General features: G+C 72.0%; 14 protein-coding genes and 2 pseudogenes. 5 read left to right on the top strand and 11 right to left on the bottom strand.

Translation table 11 applies throughout. The features are described from left to right. Nucleotides 1-306, top strand: a 306-nt coding sequence (locus tag ABZS71_RS22185; protein WP_356212689.1) for a hypothetical protein, incomplete at its 5' end; no start/stop codon positions are given. A 351-nt stretch (nt 307-657) separates the two neighbouring features. On the opposite strand, the gene ABZS71_RS22180 is transcribed toward ABZS71_RS22185, so the two are convergent. Together ABZS71_RS22180 and ABZS71_RS22175 are read right to left on the bottom strand one after the other, a co-directional pair. Further along, the gene (locus tag ABZS71_RS22180) at nt 658-2,295 is read right to left on the bottom strand and encodes an ABC-F family ATP-binding cassette domain-containing protein (RefSeq protein WP_356212686.1); all 1,638 of its coding nucleotides are present in this window, start codon (nt 2,293-2,295) and stop codon (nt 658-660) included. A 288-nt stretch (nt 2,296-2,583) separates the two neighbouring features. Further along, on the bottom strand, nt 2,584-3,618 hold the full coding sequence (locus ABZS71_RS22175; RefSeq protein ID WP_356212683.1) for an oxidoreductase: 1,035 nt from the start codon (nt 3,616-3,618) through the stop codon (nt 2,584-2,586). A gap of 127 nt (nt 3,619-3,745) precedes the next feature. Between ABZS71_RS22175 and ABZS71_RS22170 the strand changes: the two genes are divergently transcribed. Further along, nucleotides 3,746-4,708 (top strand): FAD-dependent oxidoreductase, encoded by a 963-nt coding sequence (locus ABZS71_RS22170; RefSeq protein WP_356212680.1) that lies wholly within the window; start codon nt 3,746-3,748, stop codon nt 4,706-4,708. A 322-nt stretch (nt 4,709-5,030) separates the two neighbouring features. On the opposite strand, the gene ABZS71_RS22165 is transcribed toward ABZS71_RS22170, so the two are convergent. Next, nucleotides 5,031-7,013 (bottom strand): Xaa-Pro dipeptidyl-peptidase, encoded by a 1,983-nt coding sequence (locus ABZS71_RS22165; protein ID WP_356212677.1) that lies wholly within the window; start codon nt 7,011-7,013, stop codon nt 5,031-5,033. A gap of 156 nt (nt 7,014-7,169) precedes the next feature. Here ABZS71_RS22165 and ABZS71_RS22160 point away from each other — a divergent pair, with 156 nt between their 5' ends. Beyond that, nucleotides 7,170-8,651: a M1 family metallopeptidase gene (locus ABZS71_RS22160; protein ID WP_356212707.1), complete on the top strand. Its 1,482-nt coding sequence runs from the start codon at nt 7,170-7,172 to the stop codon at nt 8,649-8,651. Between the two features lie 221 nt (nt 8,652-8,872). On the opposite strand, the gene ABZS71_RS22155 is transcribed toward ABZS71_RS22160, so the two are convergent. Both ABZS71_RS22155 and ABZS71_RS22150 read right to left on the bottom strand, forming a co-directional pair. Continuing rightward, entirely contained in the window at nt 8,873-10,501 is a 1,629-nt protein-coding gene (locus tag ABZS71_RS22155) for a hypothetical protein (protein ID WP_356212674.1), read from the bottom strand. Between the two features lie 238 nt (nt 10,502-10,739). After that, on the bottom strand, nt 10,740-11,645 hold the full coding sequence (locus tag ABZS71_RS22150; RefSeq protein ID WP_356212671.1) for an oxygenase MpaB family protein: 906 nt from the start codon (nt 11,643-11,645) through the stop codon (nt 10,740-10,742). Between the two features lie 200 nt (nt 11,646-11,845). Here ABZS71_RS22150 and ABZS71_RS22145 point away from each other — a divergent pair, with 200 nt between their 5' ends. Beyond that, entirely contained in the window at nt 11,846-12,589 is a 744-nt protein-coding gene (locus ABZS71_RS22145) for a MerR family transcriptional regulator (protein ID WP_356212668.1), read from the top strand. An 11-nt stretch (nt 12,590-12,600) separates the two neighbouring features. Here ABZS71_RS22145 and ABZS71_RS22140 read toward each other — a convergent pair. Then, a pseudogene (locus tag ABZS71_RS22140) lies at nt 12,601-12,777 on the bottom strand (alpha/beta hydrolase); the annotation flags it as partial. On the opposite strand from ABZS71_RS22140, the pseudogene ABZS71_RS22135 reads away from it, so the two are divergent. Next, nucleotides 12,774-12,920 (top strand): annotated as a pseudogene (locus ABZS71_RS22135) (LysR family transcriptional regulator); the annotation flags it as partial. The pseudogenes ABZS71_RS22140 and ABZS71_RS22135 sit on opposite strands and share 4 nt — an antisense overlap. Nucleotides 12,921-12,958: 38 nt before the next feature. On the opposite strand, the gene ABZS71_RS22130 reads toward ABZS71_RS22135, so the two are convergent. The 5 genes from ABZS71_RS22130 to ABZS71_RS22110 all read right to left on the bottom strand — a co-directional run bounded on the left by ABZS71_RS22130 (nt 12,959) and on the right by ABZS71_RS22110 (nt 19,383). Then, complete coding sequence (locus ABZS71_RS22130; RefSeq protein WP_356212665.1) at nt 12,959-15,139, bottom strand: 3-hydroxyacyl-CoA dehydrogenase NAD-binding domain-containing protein; 2,181 nt, start codon at nt 15,137-15,139, stop codon at nt 12,959-12,961. Between the two features lie 62 nt (nt 15,140-15,201). Continuing rightward, nucleotides 15,202-16,416, bottom strand: coding sequence for an acetyl-CoA C-acetyltransferase (locus ABZS71_RS22125; protein ID WP_356212662.1), 1,215 nt, complete (start codon nt 16,414-16,416; stop codon nt 15,202-15,204). A 79-nt stretch (nt 16,417-16,495) separates the two neighbouring features. Continuing rightward, nucleotides 16,496-17,647: an acyl-CoA dehydrogenase family protein gene (locus ABZS71_RS22120; RefSeq protein ID WP_356212704.1), complete on the bottom strand. Its 1,152-nt coding sequence runs from the start codon at nt 17,645-17,647 to the stop codon at nt 16,496-16,498. Nucleotides 17,648-17,652: 5 nt separating this feature from the next. After that, on the bottom strand, nt 17,653-18,753 hold the full coding sequence (locus ABZS71_RS22115) for a CaiB/BaiF CoA-transferase family protein (RefSeq protein ID WP_356212702.1): 1,101 nt from the start codon (nt 18,751-18,753) through the stop codon (nt 17,653-17,655). Nucleotides 18,754-19,005: 252 nt separating this feature from the next. Then, nucleotides 19,006-19,383 carry an MmcQ/YjbR family DNA-binding protein gene (locus ABZS71_RS22110; RefSeq protein WP_356212659.1) on the bottom strand — a complete coding sequence of 126 codons (378 nt, stop codon included), beginning with the start codon at nt 19,381-19,383 and terminating at the stop codon, nt 19,006-19,008. Between the last annotated feature and the right edge of the window lie 6 nt (nt 19,384-19,389).

Raw genomic sequence — 19,389 nt, 5'->3', positions numbered from 1 at the left:
GACTCCCGCTCCTGCTGGCTGCACGACGACCTCGCCGACTTCAACACGGAGAACGCCCAGGTGCAGAACTACCTGATCGGCGCCTACAACAAGTATCGCCCCCCGTCCTGCCCTGGTGGCGCGGCGGGGGCGAAGACGTGCACCACCCCCGGGTTCCGCCGCCCGGGCTCCCGCCGCTGCGGCAAGCCACGGCTGACGGCCCCGCTCGCCGCTGTGCGGACCTCAGCGACGCGGCAGGCGATACGGGCGCGGCATGCCGCCGGGCGTCCTCGCCCCGGTCCGACTTCGCCGTCCGTGTCACGCTGACGCGGCGAGCGGCATGACCACCGCCGCCGGACGGGCCCGCCAACCAGCGGGCGATACCGGCGCGGCAAGCCGCCGGGCGCTACGGGTACGGCCACCCGCCGGGCGGCCCCGACGGTCCGCTTCGCCTGCCGAGTCACGCAAACGCGGCAGGCGATGCGGGCGCGGCAGGCCGCGCCGGGCGTCCTCGCCCCGGCCCCGCTTTCGCCGTCCGTCTCGCGCTGACGCAGCGAGCGGCATGACCACAGCCGCCGGACGGCCAAGGTCCCGGCCGGACCCCGTCCACACGGCGGGCGCTACCGGCGCGGCATGCCGCCGGGCGACCTCGCCAACCGGGGGTGCTCGCCCGTCGCTTCAGGCTTCGGTGACGCGGCCGTTGGTCACCTGGAGGCGGCGGGTGGTGTGGACCGCGTCGAGCATGCGGCGGTCGTGGGTGACCAGGAGCAGCGTGCCGGTGTAGGAGGCCAGGGCGGACTCCAGTTGTTCGATGGCCGACAGGTCCAGGTGATTGGTGGGCTCGTCCAGGACCAGCAGGTTGACCCCGCGCGCCTGGAGGAGCGCCAGCGCCGAACGGGTCCGCTCCCCCGGTGACAGCGTGGCGGCGGACCGCAGCACATGGTTGGCCTTGAGGCCGAACTTGGCCAGCAGCGTCCGTACGTCCGCGGGCGCCAGCTCGGGCACCGCCGCGCCGAACGCGTCCAGCAGCGCCTCGCCGCCGAAGAAGAGGGCGCGGGCCTGGTCGACCTCACCCACCACCACACCAGGGCCGAGCGCCGCCGCGCCCGCGTCCAGCGGGAGGCGGCCGAGGAGGGCGGCGAGCAGGGTGGACTTGCCGGAGCCGTTCGCTCCGGTCACCGCGACCCGGTCGGCCCAGTCGATCTGGAGGTCGACCGGGCCGAAGCGGAAGTCGCCGCGCCGCGCCTCGGCCCCGCGCAGGGTCGCCACGACCGCGCCCGCGCGCGGCGCCGCGGCGATCTCCATCCGCAGCTCCCACTCCTTGCGCGGCTCCTCGACCACGTCCAGCCGCTCGATCATCCGGTCCGTCTGGCGCGCCTTGGCGGCCTGCTTCTCGGTGGCCTCGACGCGTGCGTTCCGCCCGATCTTGTCGCCGTCGATGGCTTTGCGGCGCGCGTTCTTGACGCCCTTCTCCATCCACGCGCGCTGGGTGCGGGCCCGTGTTTCGAGGGCGGCGCGGGTGTCCGCGTACTCCTCGTAGCGTTCGCGGGTGTGACGGCGGGCCGTCTCCCGCTCCTCCAGGTAGGCGTCGTAGCCGCCGCCGTAGAGCTTCACCTGCTGCTGGGCGAGGTCGAGTTCGAGGACCTTGTCGACGGTGCGGGCGAGGAATTCCCGGTCGTGGCTGACGAGCACCGTACCGGCGCGGAGTCCGCCGACGAAGTTCTCGAGGCGCTGGAGCCCGTCGAGGTCCAGGTCGTTGGTCGGCTCGTCGAGCAGGAAGACGTCGTACCGGGAGAGGAGGAGCGAGGCGAGTCCGGCCCGCGCCGCCTGTCCGCCCGAGAGGGCGGTCATGGGCCGGTCCAGGGAGATGTCGAGCCCGAGCGAGGCGGCGACCTCGCCGGCACGCTCGTCGAGGTCGGCGGCGCCGAGGGAGAGCCAGCGCTCCAGGGCGGTGGCGTACGCGTCGTCCGCGCCGGGCGCGGCGTCGACGAGTGCCTGGGTGGCGGCGTCGAGCTCGGCCTGCGCGGCCGCGACCCCGGTACGGCGGGCCAGGAACCCCCGCACGGTCTCCTCGGGCCGCCGCTCGGGCTCCTGCGGGAGGTGACCCACGGTCGCGTGGGGCGGGCTGAGGCGTACGGCCCCTTGCTCGGGGTCGGTGAGGCCGGCGAGCAGTCGTAGCAGGGTGGACTTGCCCGCACCGTTGACGCCGACGAGCCCGATGACTTCGCCGGGGGCGACGACGAGGTCGAGCCCGGAGAAGAGCGTACGGTCGCCGTGTCCGGCGGCGAGGTCCTTGGCGACGAGAGTGGCAGTCATCAGAGGGCCGATCCTAGTCGCCGTGGGGCGCCTGCCGCCTTGGGGTTTTCTCCGGGCCGGTGGGTGTGCCGCTCCGCCGCGTGATGGGCTCGGCCCTGGGCCCCCGCCGGGGTTCGGGACGGGCTTGTTCCCCACCGCCCGAGGGGCGTCCGGGGCCCGGGGCGGAGCCCCGGTGGGGGTCAAGGGGGCGGAGCCCCTTGTTCCGGGAAGGGGCGGGGTGGGGACTCCGCCCGTCGCAGGCGCCACACCGCGCGGCGGAGCCGCACACCCACCGGGACGAGGCGAGCCCTAACGGCGGGCCACCGGGGTCACCAGCACCGCGTCGCTCGTGCGGGCCACCACGAACGACTCGCCCCGCACCGCCCGGGCGTCCAGGGGAATCCGATGCGCCCCCGGCTCCAGAGAGGCGTCGAAGAGCTCATGCGCATGCGGGCGGGAGAGCCGGTCGAGCCGGTGGGCGACCAGCCGGACCCGGCACTCGGAGGCCACCTGCACCACCGCCTCGTCGCCGCCCGCCGTGAGGCCAAGGAGGCGGCGGCGGTCGTAGGGGGTGCGGTCCAGGGCCTGTTCGACCTGGGCGACGAGCAGGGGGACGATCGGGGAGAGCGCGGTCATCAGGACGGCCTCGGAGCGGGCGGTCGCGAAGGCGTCCCGTACGGCGTCGCGCTCCTCCTGACCCACCGTCCGGCCGAAGACCACCGCACTGTACTTCCGCAGCTCCTCCGCGAGCGCCCCTACCGCGTCGAGGGTGATCTCGGCGCCGATGCCGATGCGCCGCAGCGCCGCGGCGAGCTTGGCGAGGACGGCGGCCCGCTGCCCGACGAGCAGCACCCGGGGACCCGTGGGGACCTCGTGCGCGCCATCGGCGAGCAGCAGCCGCTCCAGCGCGGCATGGTACTGCTCGCCGCGGAAGCGGTACGGGCCGATGCCGTGGTAGCCGTTGAGTTCAAGGTCGGGGGTCTCGTCCGTCTGCCAGACGAAGTCCCGCCAGACGAAGTCCGCCCCGTCCCGCTCGATCACGGCGGTGACGGCCCCGCACTCCAGCCCCTCGCACTCGGGGCAGCCGTAGATGACGAACCGGCCCCCGTCCAGCGGCGCGTCGGTCTCCAGCAGCAGCCTGCGGACCTGCTCCGTGAAGATGGAGGGGCCGAGGTCGGAGGCGAGCGGCGAGACGGCGTCGAGGTCGGCGAGGCGCAGCAGCAGCGGTCTGCCGTCCACCACGAAGTCCAGGAAATCGCGGTGTATTTGGTACGCGCCATTGGCCAGGACACCGCCGGCGCGCATCGCCGGCGCCAGCCCGAAGGTCACGTACCTGAAGGTCATGCCCCAAGTATTCCCACTTCGGGGATCCATCACCGCGACTCGCCTATACAGAGCGGCATAAGGGATGAATCCGGAGTGCCGTGGACGGTCTGGTGTCCCCTCTCCACCCCGGCGATAGCCTCCGCACATGACATGCGATGCGATCGTCGTCGGCGGTGGGGTCATCGGCCTGACCAGCGCCATCGTGCTGGCCGAGGGCGGCCGGCGGGTAACGGTGTGGAGCCGCGATCCGGCCGGGCGCACCACATCGGCCGTGGCCGGTGGGCTGTGGTGGCCGTACCGCATCGAGCCGGAGGAGCAGGTGGCCGCCTGGTCCGTACGGACACTGCACACTCTGACCGCACTGGCCGAGCGGCCGGCGGAGACCGGCGTCCGGCTGGTCGAGGGGACACAGGCGGGCATCGGCACCCGGGACCTCGGGGCGTGGGCGGCGGCGGTGCCGGGGCTGCGCCCGGCGCGCCCCGACGAGCTGCCGGACGGCCTCACGCTGGGTCTGCGGGCCCGCGTCCCGCTGGTCGACATGGACACGTACCTCGGCTATCTGCGGCGACGGCTGGAGGCGGCGGGCGGAACGGTCGAGGAGCGCGCCGTGACCTCGCTCGGCGAGGCCCGCCGGGCCGCCCCGCTCGTCGTCAACTGCACGGGCCTGGGCGCCCGCGAGCTGGTGCCCGACGCCGAGGTGCACCCGGTGCAGGGGCAGCTCGTGGTCGTGGAGAACCCGGGCGTGGAGGAGTGGCTGGGGGCCGTGGACCCCCACTCGCCGGACACCCTGTACATGCTGCCGCAGCCGTACGGCCTGGTGCTCGGCGGCACCGCGCGCGAGAACGCCTGGAGCCTGGAGCCGGACCCCGCGACGGCCAAGGCGATCGTGGCGCGCTGCGCCCGCGTCCACCCCAGGGTGGCGCACGCCCGTGTCCTCGCCCACCGGGTGGGGCTGCGGCCGGCGCGGTCGCGGGTGCGGCTGGAGCCGGAGGAACTGCCGGGCGGCGGGGCCTGCGTCCACAACTACGGCCACGGCGGCGCCGGCGTCACGGTCGCCTGGGGCTGCGCCCGCGACGCCGCCCGCCTCGGCGGTCTCGCGGTGGAGTGACGGTGGCAGCGGCCTGTTGGCCCGCCCGTACGGCGGCCATACCGGCGCCCGGTCTCGGCGGGGCCCGCGGGGAGGCAACCGGGCGGCTGACCGCCGTACGGCGACGTCACGGCGAGGCCGGCCGGCGGACCGGGCCCGGCGGCCTCAACGTGACCCGGCCCGTGCGGGCGCGGTGAGGAACGACCCGGTCAACACCGCGCCGATGGCGCCACAGGCGGCGGTGCGGATGAGGGGCGACGACGAGAACCCGTGCGGGCCTCCTTGGGTAGAGGGGGTTGGGGACGGCGCGGGGTGGCAGAGCCTTGCCGTGCGGCCGGCTCGGTCAGTCGTGCGCGGACGCGAACGGGATCGGCGGCTGGTGACGCGGGGCTCGCACGCCCTTCAGGGGCGGCGTGGCGGCCGCCTGCCTGCCGGAGACCGCGGCCTCCGGCGCGCCGCCCACCAACGGGAGGCGGGCCGAGGTGCGGGGCAGGTCCACCGTGAGGCGCGGGGTGGTGGACGGCGGTTCGAGGAGGCCCGCGTCCGTGCCGGCGATGATCAGGGCGAGGCGGTGGCCGGCCGGGACGACATGGTCGGTCGCGGCGAGGTCGAGGGTGAGGGTGTACGCCCTGCCCGGGGTCAGCGGGCGGCCCTTGCCGTCGCCCGCGTAGTGGCCGAGGTCGGCCCAGCCGCGGCTGAAGACCGTGTAGTCGACGTTCGCCTTGTCCGCCGCGGTCTCCTTGAAGCAGGCGCTGTCGCCCGCCGTACTGCTGCCCCAGCAGGTGCGGTTGTCGAGGGTGACGATTCCTTCACCGTTCCCGGTGTAGTCACGGATGGTGGCCGGGCCGAGGTCGACCAGGACCGCCGAGAGATGGGCGCTGGTGGTGGAGGGCGTGGCGGTGACCGTCACCGTGCCGGAGCCCGACAGCCGCAGGTCCTTGGCGAGCGGACCGGTGGTGAAGCCCGCCTTGTCCGGTGTCGACGTGTCGAGCCGCGCGGCCCAGTCGGCCTCGCTCAGCCGGGGGTCGTCCGTGAAGGTCGCCGTCGCGCCGGGCCAGGCCCGCTCCGTACCGAGGACGCCCACACCGGGGGAAGCGCCGCCGCGCGGGCGCAGGGTCGTCTGCCGAGTGCCGGCCGGGGGCCAGATGCGGTCGGTGGACCACTGGTCGGCGGCGCGTTCGATATCGGCCATCGGCTCGCGCTCGATGCCGTTGTCGATGCCGAGGAGGTAGTGGTCGAACCAGCGGTGCAGGGTGCGCACCCACTCCCCGCGCCGGAAGTCGAAGGGGTCGACATGCCCCGCCTGGGAGAGCCAGATCTTGCGCTCCACACCGGCGTCGGCCAGTGCGCTCCACCACTGCCCGAGGTGCTTGGTGCGGACGTTGAGGTCCTGCGCGCCGTGGACGGCGAAGACGCTGGCCCGCACCTTGTCGGCGTTCGGCACATAGTCGCGCGCGCTCCACAGGCCGGTCCAGTCACCGGTCCGCGGCGCGCCGTCGATCAGCCGCCGCTGTACGGCGGCGCACCGCGCGTGCGCGCCGTCGCTCTCGACGGCGTCCGAGAGGCTGTCGGGGCCGGAGTCGAAGAGCGGGGCGCCCTTGGCGAAGTAGTAGTCGTACCAGGAGGAGATGGCGCCGATCGGCACGACGGTCTTGAGTCCCTTGACCCCGGTGGCGGCGACGCCGTTGGCGACGGTGCCGTCGTAGCTCTTGCCGATCATGCCGGTGACGCCGTTGGACCAGCTCGCCCTGACGGTCATTCCGCCGGTGCGGGTGGTGTATCCACTGGCCCGGCCGTTCAGCCAGTCCACGACGGCCTTGGCTGACTGGATGTCGGACCGGCCGCCGATGTCCACACAGCCGTCGGAGCGGTTGGTGCCGGCGAGGTCGACCAGGACGGTGGCGTAGCCGCGCGGCACGAAGTAGTTGTCGTAGAAGAGCGGGAACAGGACGGGTTTCCCGGCGGCGTCATAGGTCTTGGTCTGGCTCTCGTTGCCGCGTCCGCAGCAGGAGTAGTACGGACTGGCGTCCATGATGACGGGGATCCGGCGGCCCTGCCGCGTGGGTTCGCGCGGCCGGACAATGTCGACGGCGACACGGTCGGTCTTTCCGTCCGCGTCGCCGTCGACCTTGGTGTCCACCCATACGGATTCGCGTATGGCGTCCTGGTAGGAGTAGACGGGTCTGCTCTCCCGGGCGGTGGCGGCATGTGCGGCCGGTGTGCCGAGCGGTGGCAGCAGCGATACGGCGGCGGCGACCAGTGCGGTGACCGCCGACAGTACGAGCGTGGTCCAGTGGATGCGGGGTTTCCGCCTCTGTAGCAGCACGGGCGGACCGTAGCGCGAGTCAACTCCTGTGCAGAAGAGGGCGAAGGCGTGGCGTGAGGAAGCCTCAGGGGCCGGTGTGTCGGCCGGATGTCGATTACATGCCAGGTGACACGATGGACGGGAGACGGGCACAGGGAGTACATAGGGTCACGAGTGATCGTTCTTAGACTCCTCGTCCCGAGCGCGGCCGCGGCCTGCCTGCTGCTGGCGATCCCGGCCTCGGCGGCCGACGCCACGCCGGGCGCCCCCGGCATCGGAGACTCCTACTACCCCTCCTACGGCAATGGCGGGTACGACGTCTCCCACTACGACCTGCGGCTGAAGTACCAGCCGAAGACCGACGCCCTGGAGGGCACGGCGACGATCGTGGCCACCGCCAAACAGGATCTGTCCCGCTTCAACCTCGACTTCGCGCTCGATGTGAGCGAGGTCCTGGTGGGCGGGAAGAAGGCGGGGTTCACGGCGACCGGCGACCATGAGCTGGAGATCACCCCGGCCGCGCCGCTGGACTCGGACCGCCCCTTCACCGTGGTCGTGCGCTATGGCGGTACGCCTTCCAAGATCGTGACGAACGGCTTCACCGCCTGGCTGCGCACGCCGGACGGCGGGATCGCGGCCAATGAGCCGGAGTCGGCGTGGTGGTGGTTCCCGAGCAATGACCACCCGCTCGACAAGGCCACCTACGACGTCTCGGTCGCGGTGCCGGACGGGACACAGGCGATCAGCAACGGCACCCTGCAGTCGACCAGTTCGAAGCTGGGCTGGACCCGCTACAGCTGGCGCTCCAGCAAGCCGCAGGCCACGTATCTGGCCACGCTCGCGGTCGGCAAGTTCGACATCACGACGGACAAGACCGCGAGTGGCCTGCCGGTGATCAACGCGTACAGCAAGGACCTCGGGGCCAACGCGGGCGCGGCGCGGGCGAGCGTGGAGCGGTCGGCGGAGATCGTGGACTGGGAGTCCACGGTCTTCGGCCCGTACCCCTTCGACGCGCTGGGCGGCTATGTGCCGAATGTGCCCACCGGGTACGCGCTGGAGACGCAGACCCGGCCGTTCTACAGCCCGAAGGGGTTCGCCAGGGGCGCGAACACCTCGCTGATCGTGCATGAGCTGGCCCATCAGTGGTTCGGCGACAGCGTCTCGGTGAAGGACTGGCGCGACATCTGGCTCAACGAGGGCTTCGCCAGCTATGCGCAGTGGCTGTGGTCGGAGAAGGAGGGCGAGGGTACGGCGCAGGAACTGGCGGACTACACCTATGCCTCGTATCCGGCGGACGATCCGTTCTGGACGGTGAAGCCGGGGGATCCCGGGCCGGAGAACCAGTTCCATGACGCGGTGTACGACCGTGGGGCGCTGGCCCTGCAGGCGCTGCGCAATCACATTGGCGAGAAGGACTTCTTCGCGATCCTGAAGGGGTGGACGACGGAGCACCGCTACGGGAACGCCTCGGTGCGCGATTTCGTGAGCTACGCGGAGAAGGTGTCGGGGAGGCCGCTGGGTGCGCTCTTCGACACCTGGCTGTTCCAGCCGTCCAAGCCGACGGCGGCCGAGGCACGGACGGCGGCGGTGGGCAAGGCCCCCGCTCAGCCCAAGTCGTGGGCGCGGATCCAGGCGACGCACAGCGCGCACGCCCGCTGAGCCCGCCGGGCCCCCGCCGGGTGTTCCGCCCAGGACCCCGGCCGGGGGCTTCGCCTCGTATGCCCTAGCGAGTCGCGTCACGGTTGAAGACCGCCCGCGCCCAGAGGTAGCCGACCAGGGTGAGGCCCACGCCCGCCCATGCGTCACCGGGATCCAGTCCACACAGGCGAGTGCCGGGCGGAGTCGTCCGCCCGGCACCACGCTTCGGCGGGCGGTACGCCTCAGCCGGAGAAGAGGACGTTGTGCGGCTCGGAGTACGCGCCGGTGGCGCCGCAGTTGCCGCCCTTGATGGCGTAGCCGCCGGCGATCCAGGTGGTGGGGTCCGTCTGGTACGTGCGCACCGTCAGGTAGTCGCCCCACCGGGGGATGCCACCCGACAGGCAGGTGTTGCCCTCACCCCACAGGTAGTAGTTCGGGTCGATGGCGATGGTGGTTGGCCCGGAGCTGTTGACCGCGGACCCCGGGTAGTAGTGGGTACCGCCGGTACCGCCGCCCCAGGCGAACTCGCTCCCGACCTGGCCCAGGGAGTTGGACGCCAGGGACATGTACTGGATGCCTCCCCAGTCGGCCCACTGGTCGCCGGAGCCGACGTACGCCTTGTCGGACTCGTTGAACCACACGATCCGGGTGTACGGGAACGGGTGACCGGCGTCCTGCTTCGCGTTGAAGGAGAAGCCCAGCGCCCCGCCTGCGCGGTACGCGCCCAGCACGCGTGAGTCGGCGAACTGGCACCAGTTGGTCACGACGCCGTCGCTGCTGGCGCAGTTCTGCCCGTCATCCCGGTACATGAACACGTAGGGGGCGACCGCACGGTCCCACCACGCGTACGTGTCGGAGTTCTCGGGCCAGGCGAACACCCGGAAGGAGGCGCCGTTGCTCTGGCCCCAGTTGCTGCCCCAGTACAGGGTGTCGGTGGAGCCCGGCGTCAGCTTGAAGGTGAAGTCGTCGGTGCGGGTCAGGTAGTTGTACGAGATCGGCGCGCAGGCGCTCATCGCCTCCTTTGGCAACCGCAGCAGCCCGGTGGCTATCGCTGACGTCCCGCCCGGTGGGTAGACGTTGGTGGAGATGTTGACATTGCCGTTGGTGATGGTCAGGTCGTTGTAGTCCAGCGAGTTGTCGTCGGCCAGCCCGAGCCAGGACGGTGTGATCTCGTACGAGCACCAGTTGGTGAAGGCTCCGCTCCCGCTCGCCGGGGCGTTGGCGATCGTCAGGTGATCGTCGTACTGGAGCAGCCAGAACTGCTGCCCGGTCGCGGCGTCGTACTGGGTGACCTGGTCGCAGCAGAACCCGCTGCCGAAGAGCGTGAAGGGATTCAGGTAGGTCCACGTGGCGCCGCTGTCGAGCGAGCGGCTGGCGTACCAGTTGCCGACCTGGAAGATGTTCGGACCGTTGGCGTCGGTGCTCGGCTCCTGTGTCGACGACACATACGAGGCGCCGCCGGCGACCGCCGACGCCGGGATCGTCGAGTCGCGCAGCACAGTGGCGGCCAGCGGCCTGGCCTCATCGGTCTTCTTCGGCACCGCCAGCCCCGGTCCCAGCGGCTCCTGATCCGGGACCGACGCCGTCGCGTCCTTGGGCCCGGTGCCCTCGCGGTCGAGAAGGCGGTTCAACTGCTCCAGTTCCGCCGCGGTGCGCCGAGGCGGCGCGTCCAGCACCTCCGCGGTGACCCGGTCTCCGGCGCCTTGGCGGGCGCGCACCGAGTCGGCGTGGCTGGAAGCGGCTGCCGTGGCGGGGCCGGCCACACCGGCCTGCACACCGACCGGTATCACCAGCAACAGGACCGCGCCGACCGACCACCGGCGCAGGCGCGGGCCGAACCGGCCCAGCGCCGAGCGAGTGGATCTTCGCATGGCGTTCTCCTCATGTTGACGACAGGGGTGACGACCAGGGGAACGGCGAGACGCCCGGATCTCCGGTGGTTCTCCATCGCTGCGTCGGCCTTGGCCGTCCAACTACTCTCCGTCATGCATCGAACACGTGTTGCGACGATATCGGCGCGCGTCATCCGGCGACCAACTCAGCAGGGCCGGACGAGTGCACGAGGCCCCGCCGGGGACGACCGGCGTGCGCCACGTGTCAGGGGGTGCGTCAGCCGGGCTCCGGGCCGGACCCGTCGCGGGCGCGGGCGCGGTGGCGCGCCTGACGGGCGAGGGGGAGATACCGCAGTCGCTCGGGCAGAAGCGGCACCACGATCCGTACGAACAGGCCGAAGAGGCGCAGCCTCCGCTCCTGCCCCGCACTCCACCTCAGCCCGATCGCCTCACGCGCGTCCGCCGGCATGAGCCCGACGGTCAGAAAGGCGCGGAAGCGGGCGAAGGACGGCAGGAGGACAGGCCAGACGACGCGCAGCGCCCGCCGTACGACGGACGGGCCGTGGCCGGGCGGCGGCACGGACCGGTTGACCGCGACGAGCTCGCGCGCGACGGCCGTCGGCTCCAGCTCCTCGCGCAGCACCCGCCGGTAGTACGGCCAGAAGTCGTCGACCGTCTGCGGCATGTCCCGGTCGTCGATGCCGAGCAGCCGGCCGACCCTCAGCCACTCCGCGTACAGCTGCCGCTCCTCGGCCCGGGTGAAGGGCCGACGGCCCAGATAGCGCTGCGCGTGCCGGTAGACCGGGAAGCCGGTGGCGTGCACCCAGGCGTAGACGGGCGGGTCGAGCGCGCGATAGGGGCGGCCGTGCGCGTCGACCCCGCGGATGCCCTCGTGGAGCGCACGCAGCCGGCGACCCTCGGCCGCGGCCCGCTCCCCGCCGTACACCCACAGCTGCACGGACCGCAGCGAACGCTCGCCGCGCCCCCACGGGTCGGTGCGGAAGACGGAGTACCTGTCCACGCCCGCGCCGACGGCCGGGTGCGCGACCTGCATGGCCAGGGCGGCGGGCAGGGCGAGAACGCTGCGGATCTCCCCGGCGACCGACCACAGGATGCCCTCCGGGGGCGGAGGGGCGAGGCCGACCGGTCCGCCGCCCGCGCTGCTGCCGGGTGCGGTGACCACATGTCCATCATCGCTCGCCCCCGCGACCGCCCGTCCGTCCGGCCGTCACCCGGGGCGGCGGCGGCCGGACGGCGGGAACCGGCCCATATGAGGCCGAGGTGAGCGCGAGGTGCGGACGGAAGGTTTCACAGTGCTGATGAGACAGCAATACTGATGAACCCGATGGGGGCAGCAGCACACCGGAGAGCGAGGCGCGGCCGATGACCATCCCCGACACCGAGGAACCGACTCTCACCGTCGACGAGCTGGCGGCCCGTGCCGGGGTGACCGTCCGTACGGTCCGCTTCTACGGCACCCGAGGGCTGCTGCCGCCGCCCGTGATCGGCCCGCGCCGCGTCGGCCACTACGGCGCCGAGCATCTCTCCCGGCTCGCGCTGATCGAACAGCTTCAGCATCACGGCATGACACTCTCCGCCATCGAGCGCTATCTGGACCAGCTGCCGGAGGATCTGAGCGCGGACGATCTCGCGATCCACCGCGCCCTGGTCGCCTCCTGGGGGCCGGACGCACCGCAGGAGGCGAGCCGCGAGCAGCTGGCCCGGCGGGCCGGGCGGGAGCTGACCGAGGAGGACATCGACCGGCTGGCCGCGCTCGACGCGCTGGAGCGCACAGACGACCCGGACCTCTTCCGTATCGACCCCCGGGTGCTCCACCTGGGGCTGCGGCTGCTCGATGTGCCGATCGAGCTGGAGACGATACTCGCGGCCCATAGGGTCGTCCTGGAGCACACCCGCTCCGCGGCGCGGGAGCTGAGCCGGCTGTTCCGGGATGAGGTGTGGGGGCCGGAGCGCGACCATGAGTCCGTGGCGGGAGCGGAGCGGGTCAAGGCGAAGAAGTCGCTGTCCGCCCATATGCAGCCGCTGGTGGTGCAGGCGCTGGTGATCGCGTTCCAGCGGTCGATGAAGCAGGAGCTACGGGCCTGGTACGGCCAGGACCTCGACTGAGCCGGCCGCCGTCAGGCCTCCATCAGGGCAGCGGCGAGCTCTTCGGGGCGGGCGGCGAACGGTGAATGACTGCCCGGCAGGGTGCGCACGGTGAAGGGGTGGTCAGGCAGGGCCGCGTCCGCCTCCGCGATCATCAGATCCTGCAGGGCCGGTGTGGCGGCCCGGTCCTCGGCGCACCGGCTGTACGTACCCGCGGGTCGAACTGCCGGAGCTGGTGCTGTCCTTCCGGGCCCGGGACCGCTCCCCCGTCCTGGCGGCCTTCCTGGATACGACCCGTGAACTGTGCCCCGGGGTGAGCAAGCAGCTCGAACGCCGCCTCGGCCCCCGCTGACGGGGCGGGCCGAGACCCGCCCCGTCAGCGACCGGGAGCTAGTCCGTGAACCGCTCCCCCCGCTCCGCCTTCTCCAGCAGCAGCGCGGGCGGCGCGAACCGCTCCCCGTACGCCGACTCCAACTGCCGCGCCCGAGCCACGAACCCGGCCACTCCGCCCTCGTAGCCGTTGATGTACTGCAGCACCCCGCCCGTCCAGCCGGGGAAGCCGATGCCGAGGATGGAGCCGATGTTGGCGTCGGCGACGGACGTCAGCACGCCCTCCTCCAGCAGCCGGACCGTGTCGATGGCCTCGCAGAACAGCATCCGCTCCCGCATGTCCTCGAACGGGATGCGGGTGTCGGCGCCGAAGTGCTCGCGCAGCCCCGGCCACAGCCGGGTGCGCTTGCCGGTGGTCTCGTCGTAGTCGTAGAAGCCGCCGCCGCCGCTGCGGCCGGACCGCCCGAACTCCTCGACCATACGGTCGATGACCGCGTCGGCCGGGTGCGCCTGCCACTGGCCGCCCGCCTCCTCGGTCGCCCGCCGTGTCTCCTCGCGGATCTTGCGCGGGAGGGTCAGGGTCAGCTCGTCCATCAGGGACAGCACCTTGGCCGGGTAGCCGGCCTGGGCCGCCGCCTGTTCGACGGAGGCGGGGTCGATGCCCTCGCCCACCATCGCCACGCCCTCGTTGATGAAGTGGCCGATGACGCGCGAGGTGAAGAAGCCGCGCGAGTCATTGACCACGATCGGGGTCTTGTTGATCTGCCGTACCAGGTCGAAGGCGCGGGCCAGCGCCTTGTCGCCGGTCCGCTCGCCCTTGATGATCTCGACCAGCGGCATCTTGTCGACGGGCGAGAAGAAGTGCAGCCCGATGAAGTCGTCGGCGCGCTGCACCCCCTCCGCGAGCAGGGTGATGGGGAGGGTGGAGGTGTTGGAGCACAGCAGCGCGTCGGGTGCGACGAGGGGCTCGATCTCCTGGAAGACCTTGTGCTTGAGCGCCGGGTCCTCGAAGACCGCCTCGATGACGGCGTCACAGCCCTCGAGGTCGCGCGGATCGGCGGTCGGGGTGATCCGGGCCAGCAGCGCGTCCCGCTTCGCCTCGGTCGTACGGCCCTTGGCGAGCGCCTTGGCCAGCAGCTCCTCGGAGTACGCCTTGCCCTTGGCGGCGGCTTCCGCGGACACGTCCTTGAGGACGACCTCGATGCCCGCCTTGGCACAGGAGTACGCGATGCCCGCGCCCATCATCCCGGCGCCCAGCACCGCGACCTTGCGGACCTGATGGGGCTCGATGCCCTGGGGCCGGTTGGCACCGGAGTTGACCGCCTGCAGATCGAAGAAGAACGCCTGGATCATGTTCTTGGCGGTCTGTCCGATCACCAGCTCGGTGAAGTGCCGGGCCTCGATGGTCTGCGCCGTCTCGAAGTCGACCTGGGCCCCCTCGACGGCGGCGGCGAGGATATTGCGCGGCGCCGGGTAGGGCGCGCCGTTCAGCTGCTTGCGCAGATTGGCGGGGAAGGCGGGAAGATTGACGGCGAACTTCGGGTTCGCCGGGGTGCCGCCCGGGATCCGATGGCCCTTCTCGTCCCAGGGCTGCCGCGACTCGGGGTGGGCGTCGATGAACGCACGCGCCCTGGTCAGCATCTCCTCCGGGGTGTCCACGACCTCGTGGACCAGCCCCGCTTCCAGGGCGCGCCGGGGGCTGTACTGCGTCCCCTGGAGCAGCACCTTGAGCAGCGCGTCGGTGACGCCGAGCAGCCGTACGGTACGGGCGATGCCGCCGCTGCCCGGGAGCAGCCCCAGGGTGACCTCGGGGAAGCCGATCCGGGAGCCGGGGGCGTCCAGGGCGACACGGTGGTGGCAGGCGAGGGCGATCTCGAAGCCGCCGCCGAGCGCCGCGCCGTTGATCGCGGCGACGACGGGCTTGCCGAGGGTCTCGATCCGGCGCAGTCCGCGCTTGATACGGAGGTTCAGGTCGAAGATCTGCTGGGCCTCCTCGGGCCCGATCTTGATCATGTCCTTGAGGTCGCCGCCCGCGAAGAAGGTCTTCTTCGCGGAGGTGACGATGATCCCGCGGATCGACTCCCGCTCGGCTTCGACGCGGTCGGCGATGGCGTCGAGGGAGGCGATGAAGTCGGCGTTCATGGTGTTGGCGGACTGACCGGGATCGTCGAGGACGAGGGTGACGACGCCGTCGTCACTCTGCTCCCAGCGGATGGTCGAGGCGGTGGCGGAGCTGGTCATCTCACGGTCTCCAGGGGGAGGGGGGAAGCGGAAGCTTGTCAGGAGGGTCGTCGGGCCGTGGCCTAGAGCCGCTCGACCACCGTCGCGATGCCCATCCCGCCCCCCACGCACAGCGTCACCAGCCCGTACCGCTCGTCGCGCCGCTCCAGCTCGTCGATCAGCGTGCCGAGGATCATCGCGCCGGTCGCGCCCAGCGGATGGCCCATCGCGATCGCGCCACCGTTGACGTTGACCTTGTCCAGGCTCAGCCCCATGTCCTCCACGAAGCGCAGCACCACCGCCGCGAACGCCTCGTTGATCTCGACGAGATCGATGTCCTCGATCGTCAGCCCGGCCTTGGCGAGCGCCTTGCGGGAGGCGGGGGCCGGGCCGGTGAGCATGATGGTGGGGTCGGCGCCGGAGACGGCGGCGGAGAGGATACGGGCGCGCGGCGTCAGCCCGAAGCGCTCGCCGACCTCGCGGTTGCCGATGGCGACGAGGGCCGCGCCGTCCACCATGCCGGACGAGTTGCCCGCGTGGTGGACATGGTCGATCTCCTCGATCCAGTGGTACTTCTGCAGCGCCACCGCGTCGAAGCCGCCCGCCTCGCCGATGGACGCGAACGAGGGCTTGAGCCCCGCCAGGGTCTCGGGGGTGGTGCCGGGGCGGATGTGCTCGTCGCGGTCGAGGACGGTCAGTCCGCTGCGGTCGCGGACCGGCACCACCGAGCGTTCGAAGAGCCCGTCCTTCCAGGCGCGCGCCGCCCGCTCCTGTGAGAGCGCGGCGAAGGTGTCGACGTCATGGCGGCTGTAGCCCCCGATGGTGGCGATGAGGTCGGCGCCGATGCCCTGCGGTACGAAACCGGTCTCGTAGTTGGTCATGGGGTCCGCGAACCAGGCCCCGCCGTCGGAGCCCATTTTCACGCGCGACATCGATTCGACACCGCCCGCGAGCACCAGGTCCTCCCAGCCGGACCGGACCTTGGCCGCCGCCAGGTTGACGGCCTCCAGACCCGACGCACAGAAGCGGTTCTCCTGGACGCCCGCGACCGTGTCCGGGAGACCTGCCGCGATGGCCGCGACCTTGGCGATATCGGAGCCCTGATCGCCGAGCGGGCTGACGACGCCGAGCACGACATCGTCGATCGCCGCCGGATCCAGCTCGGGAAAACGCCGCCGGATCTCGTGGATGAGGCCCACGACGAGATCGACGGGCTTGGTGCCGTGCAGGGCGCCGTCGGCCTTGCCGCGCCCGCGCGGGGTGCGGATGGCGTCGTATACGTACGCTTCGGTGCTCACGTCTGCTGCCTTTCGAGGGCGGGGGCCGGGGGCGAGGGGGACGGGGACGGGGGCGAGGGGGACGGTGGGTCGATGAAGCTCAGTCGGCGAGCAGGGAGCGGCCGATGATCTCCTTCATGATCTCGGTGGTGCCGCCGTAGATGGTCTGGATACGGCCGTCGGTGAACGCCTTGGCGACGGGGTACTCGGCCATATAGCCGTAGCCGCCGTGGAGTTGCAGGCAGCGGTCGGCGGTCCGCTTCTGCAGCTCCGTCGCCCACCACTTGGCCATCGACGCCCGCACCGCGTCCAGCCCGCCCGCCGCGTGGTCGGCGATACAGCGGTCCAGGAAGGCGCGGGTGACGGCGCATTCGGTGGCCATCTCGGCTATTTCGAAGCGGATGTGCTGGAGCCTCGACAGCGGCTTCCCGAACGCCTCGCGCTCCTTGACATACGCCGTGGTGATCTCGAGCAGCCGCTCGGCGGCGGCGATCGCGGAGACCGCGATCGTCAGCCGCTCCTGGGCGAGATTGGTCATCAGATGGCCGAATCCGCCGTGCAGCTCGCCTTGGAGGTTGCCCTTGGGCACCTGGACGTCGTGGAAGAACAGCTCGGCGGTGTCCTGCGCCTTCTGGCCGATCTTGTCGAGGTTGCGGCCGCGCTCGAACCCCGCCATCCCGCGCTCGACGACCAGCAGGCTCAGCCCCTTCGCACCGCCCTCGGGGGTGGTCTTCGCGACCACGATCACCAGATCGGCGAGGATGCCGTTGGAGATGAAGGTCTTGGAGCCGCTCAGCACCCAGTGGTCGCCGGCGTCGGTGGCGGTGGTGCGGATGCCCTGGAGATCGGAGCCCGCGCCCGGCTCGGTCATGGCGATGGCGGCGATGGTCTCGCCGGAGCAGAAGCCGGGCAGCCAGCGGCGCTTCTGCTCCTCGGTGGCGAGCGAGAGCAGATACGGGCCGATCATGTCGTTGTGCAGACCGATCGCGAGCCCGGGGGCGCCCGCCCGGGCCAGCTCCTCGTTGAGCACGGCGGAGTAGCGGAAGTCGTCGGTCCCGCCGCCTCCGTACTCCTCCGGGACGGCGAGCCCGAGCAGCCCCTGCCGCCCCGCCGCGCGCCAGACGGCGCGGTCGACCACGCCGTCCCGCTCCCACCGCTCGTAGTGCGGCGCCACTTCCTTCGCCACGAAGGTGCGGACGGTCTCGCGGAAGGCGTCGTGCTCGGCGGTGAAGATCTCGCGCTGTGGAGGCATGGGCGTCACGACGGGGTCTCCTCGGTGAAGGGGGGCACGCCCCAGTCGCGGGCCACCTCGGCGGCGTCCGCGCCGGGCCGGGCGGGCGGGCGGCGCACCCCGCCCGGGGTGGCGGAGAAGCGCGGTGCGGGCGCGGGCTGGGTGATCCCGCCGTGGTCCACGAAGGTGGAGCGGGCGGCGAGATGCGGATGGGCCGGGGCCTCACGCAGCGACAGAACGGGCGCGACACAGGCGTCGGAGCCGGCGAACACGGCGGTCCACTCCTCGCGGGTGCGCTCCTTGAAGCGGGCGGCGATGGCGGCCCGCAGCGCGCCCCAGCTGCCGAAGTCCTCCCGCGCCGGGGCCTGGTCGGCGATTCCGAGGAGCTCGATGAACTCCTCGTAGAACTTGCGCTCCAGCGCGCCGACCGCCATATGACCGCCGTCGGCGGTCTCATAGGTGCCGTAGAAGGGGCAGCCGCCGTCGAGCAGATTGGCGCCGCGCCGGTCCTGCCAGCCTCCCGCCGCCATCATGCCGTGGATGACGGCGGTCAGATGCGCGGTGCCGTCGACGATCGCGGCGTCCACGACCTGGCCGGGTCCGCCCGCGCGGGCGTGCTGGAGAGCGGCGAGGACCCCGATGACGAGATAGAGCGAGCCGCCCGCGTAATCCCCGAGGAGGTTGGCGGGGGGCACGGGCGGGCCGTCAGCCGCGCCGATCATGCCGAGGGCGCCGGTGACGGCGATATAGCCGATGTCGTGCCCGGCGGATTCGGCGAGCGGGCCCTGCTGGCCCCAGCCGGTCATCCGGCCGTAGACGACCTTGGGGTTACGGGCCAGGCATGCGTCCGGCCCGACGCCGAGACGCTCGGCGACCCCCGGGCGGTAGCCCTCGATGAGGATGTCGGCGCGCTCGACGAGGTCGAGCACGGCGGCCACGCCGCGCTCGGACTTCAGATCGAGCAGCACCGAGCGCTTGTTGCGGTTCGCGAGGTCGTAGTCCGGGTCGATCCGCAGGCCCCCGGTGGAGCCGGGCCGGTCGACGCGGACGACATCGGCTCCGAGATCGGCCAGGACCATGGCGGCGAACGGCCCCGGCCCGATCCCGGCGAGCTCCACCACCCGCACTCCCGCCAGCGGGCCGGCCACCGCCGCCCTGTCCTGTGCCGCCCCGCCCGGTGCCGCCCCGCCCGGTGCCGCCCCGTCCGCCGTCGCCGCCATCCCGTCCCCAACCTTGTGACACTACTGCTGTAACACCGCTGATGCTAAGAACGCGGTCCGTATTCCACAAGCCCCCCGGCGGGTCTGTGGACAGCGAAAACTCATGGCCCGGCCGGTCTTTGGCCGCCGGAGCCACGGGGTGGGCCGGGTGTGGCGCCGTCAGCCCGCGTCGAGCTCCGCGACCAGCTTCTTGGGGGCGACGGTCCGGTAGCTCTCCTCGACCCAGTCACACAGCAGGTCGGCCCTGGGCGCGCCCTCGCCGAGCGGTATGGACACCCAGCCCGCCCGGCCCAGCCCGTACCCGGTGGGCACCGCGCCGGGGGCGGACATCGCATGGGCATGCGCCTTCTCGTCCCCCAGCTTGACGGTGACGCCGGGCGGTCGGTCGCCCTCGCCCTCCCCCAGGAAGACGAAGATCTTCTTATTGACCTTGATGACGCAATCGCCCCACGGGAAGTCCTCATAGGCGCCGGGGAGCCCGAGCGCGAAATCACGCACCGCGCCTCGTACGCGCAGCGGGTCCTTCGACGCGGCCATCGGCTC

Origin of the sequence: Streptomyces sp. NPDC005393, from assembly GCF_040606675.1 — a bacterium.
In the GTDB taxonomy this organism is placed as follows: Bacteria; Actinomycetota; Actinomycetes; order Streptomycetales; family Streptomycetaceae; genus Streptomyces.
The sequence above is the reverse complement of the archived record's forward strand: the minus strand, read 5'-3'. Positions and strand labels throughout refer to the sequence as shown.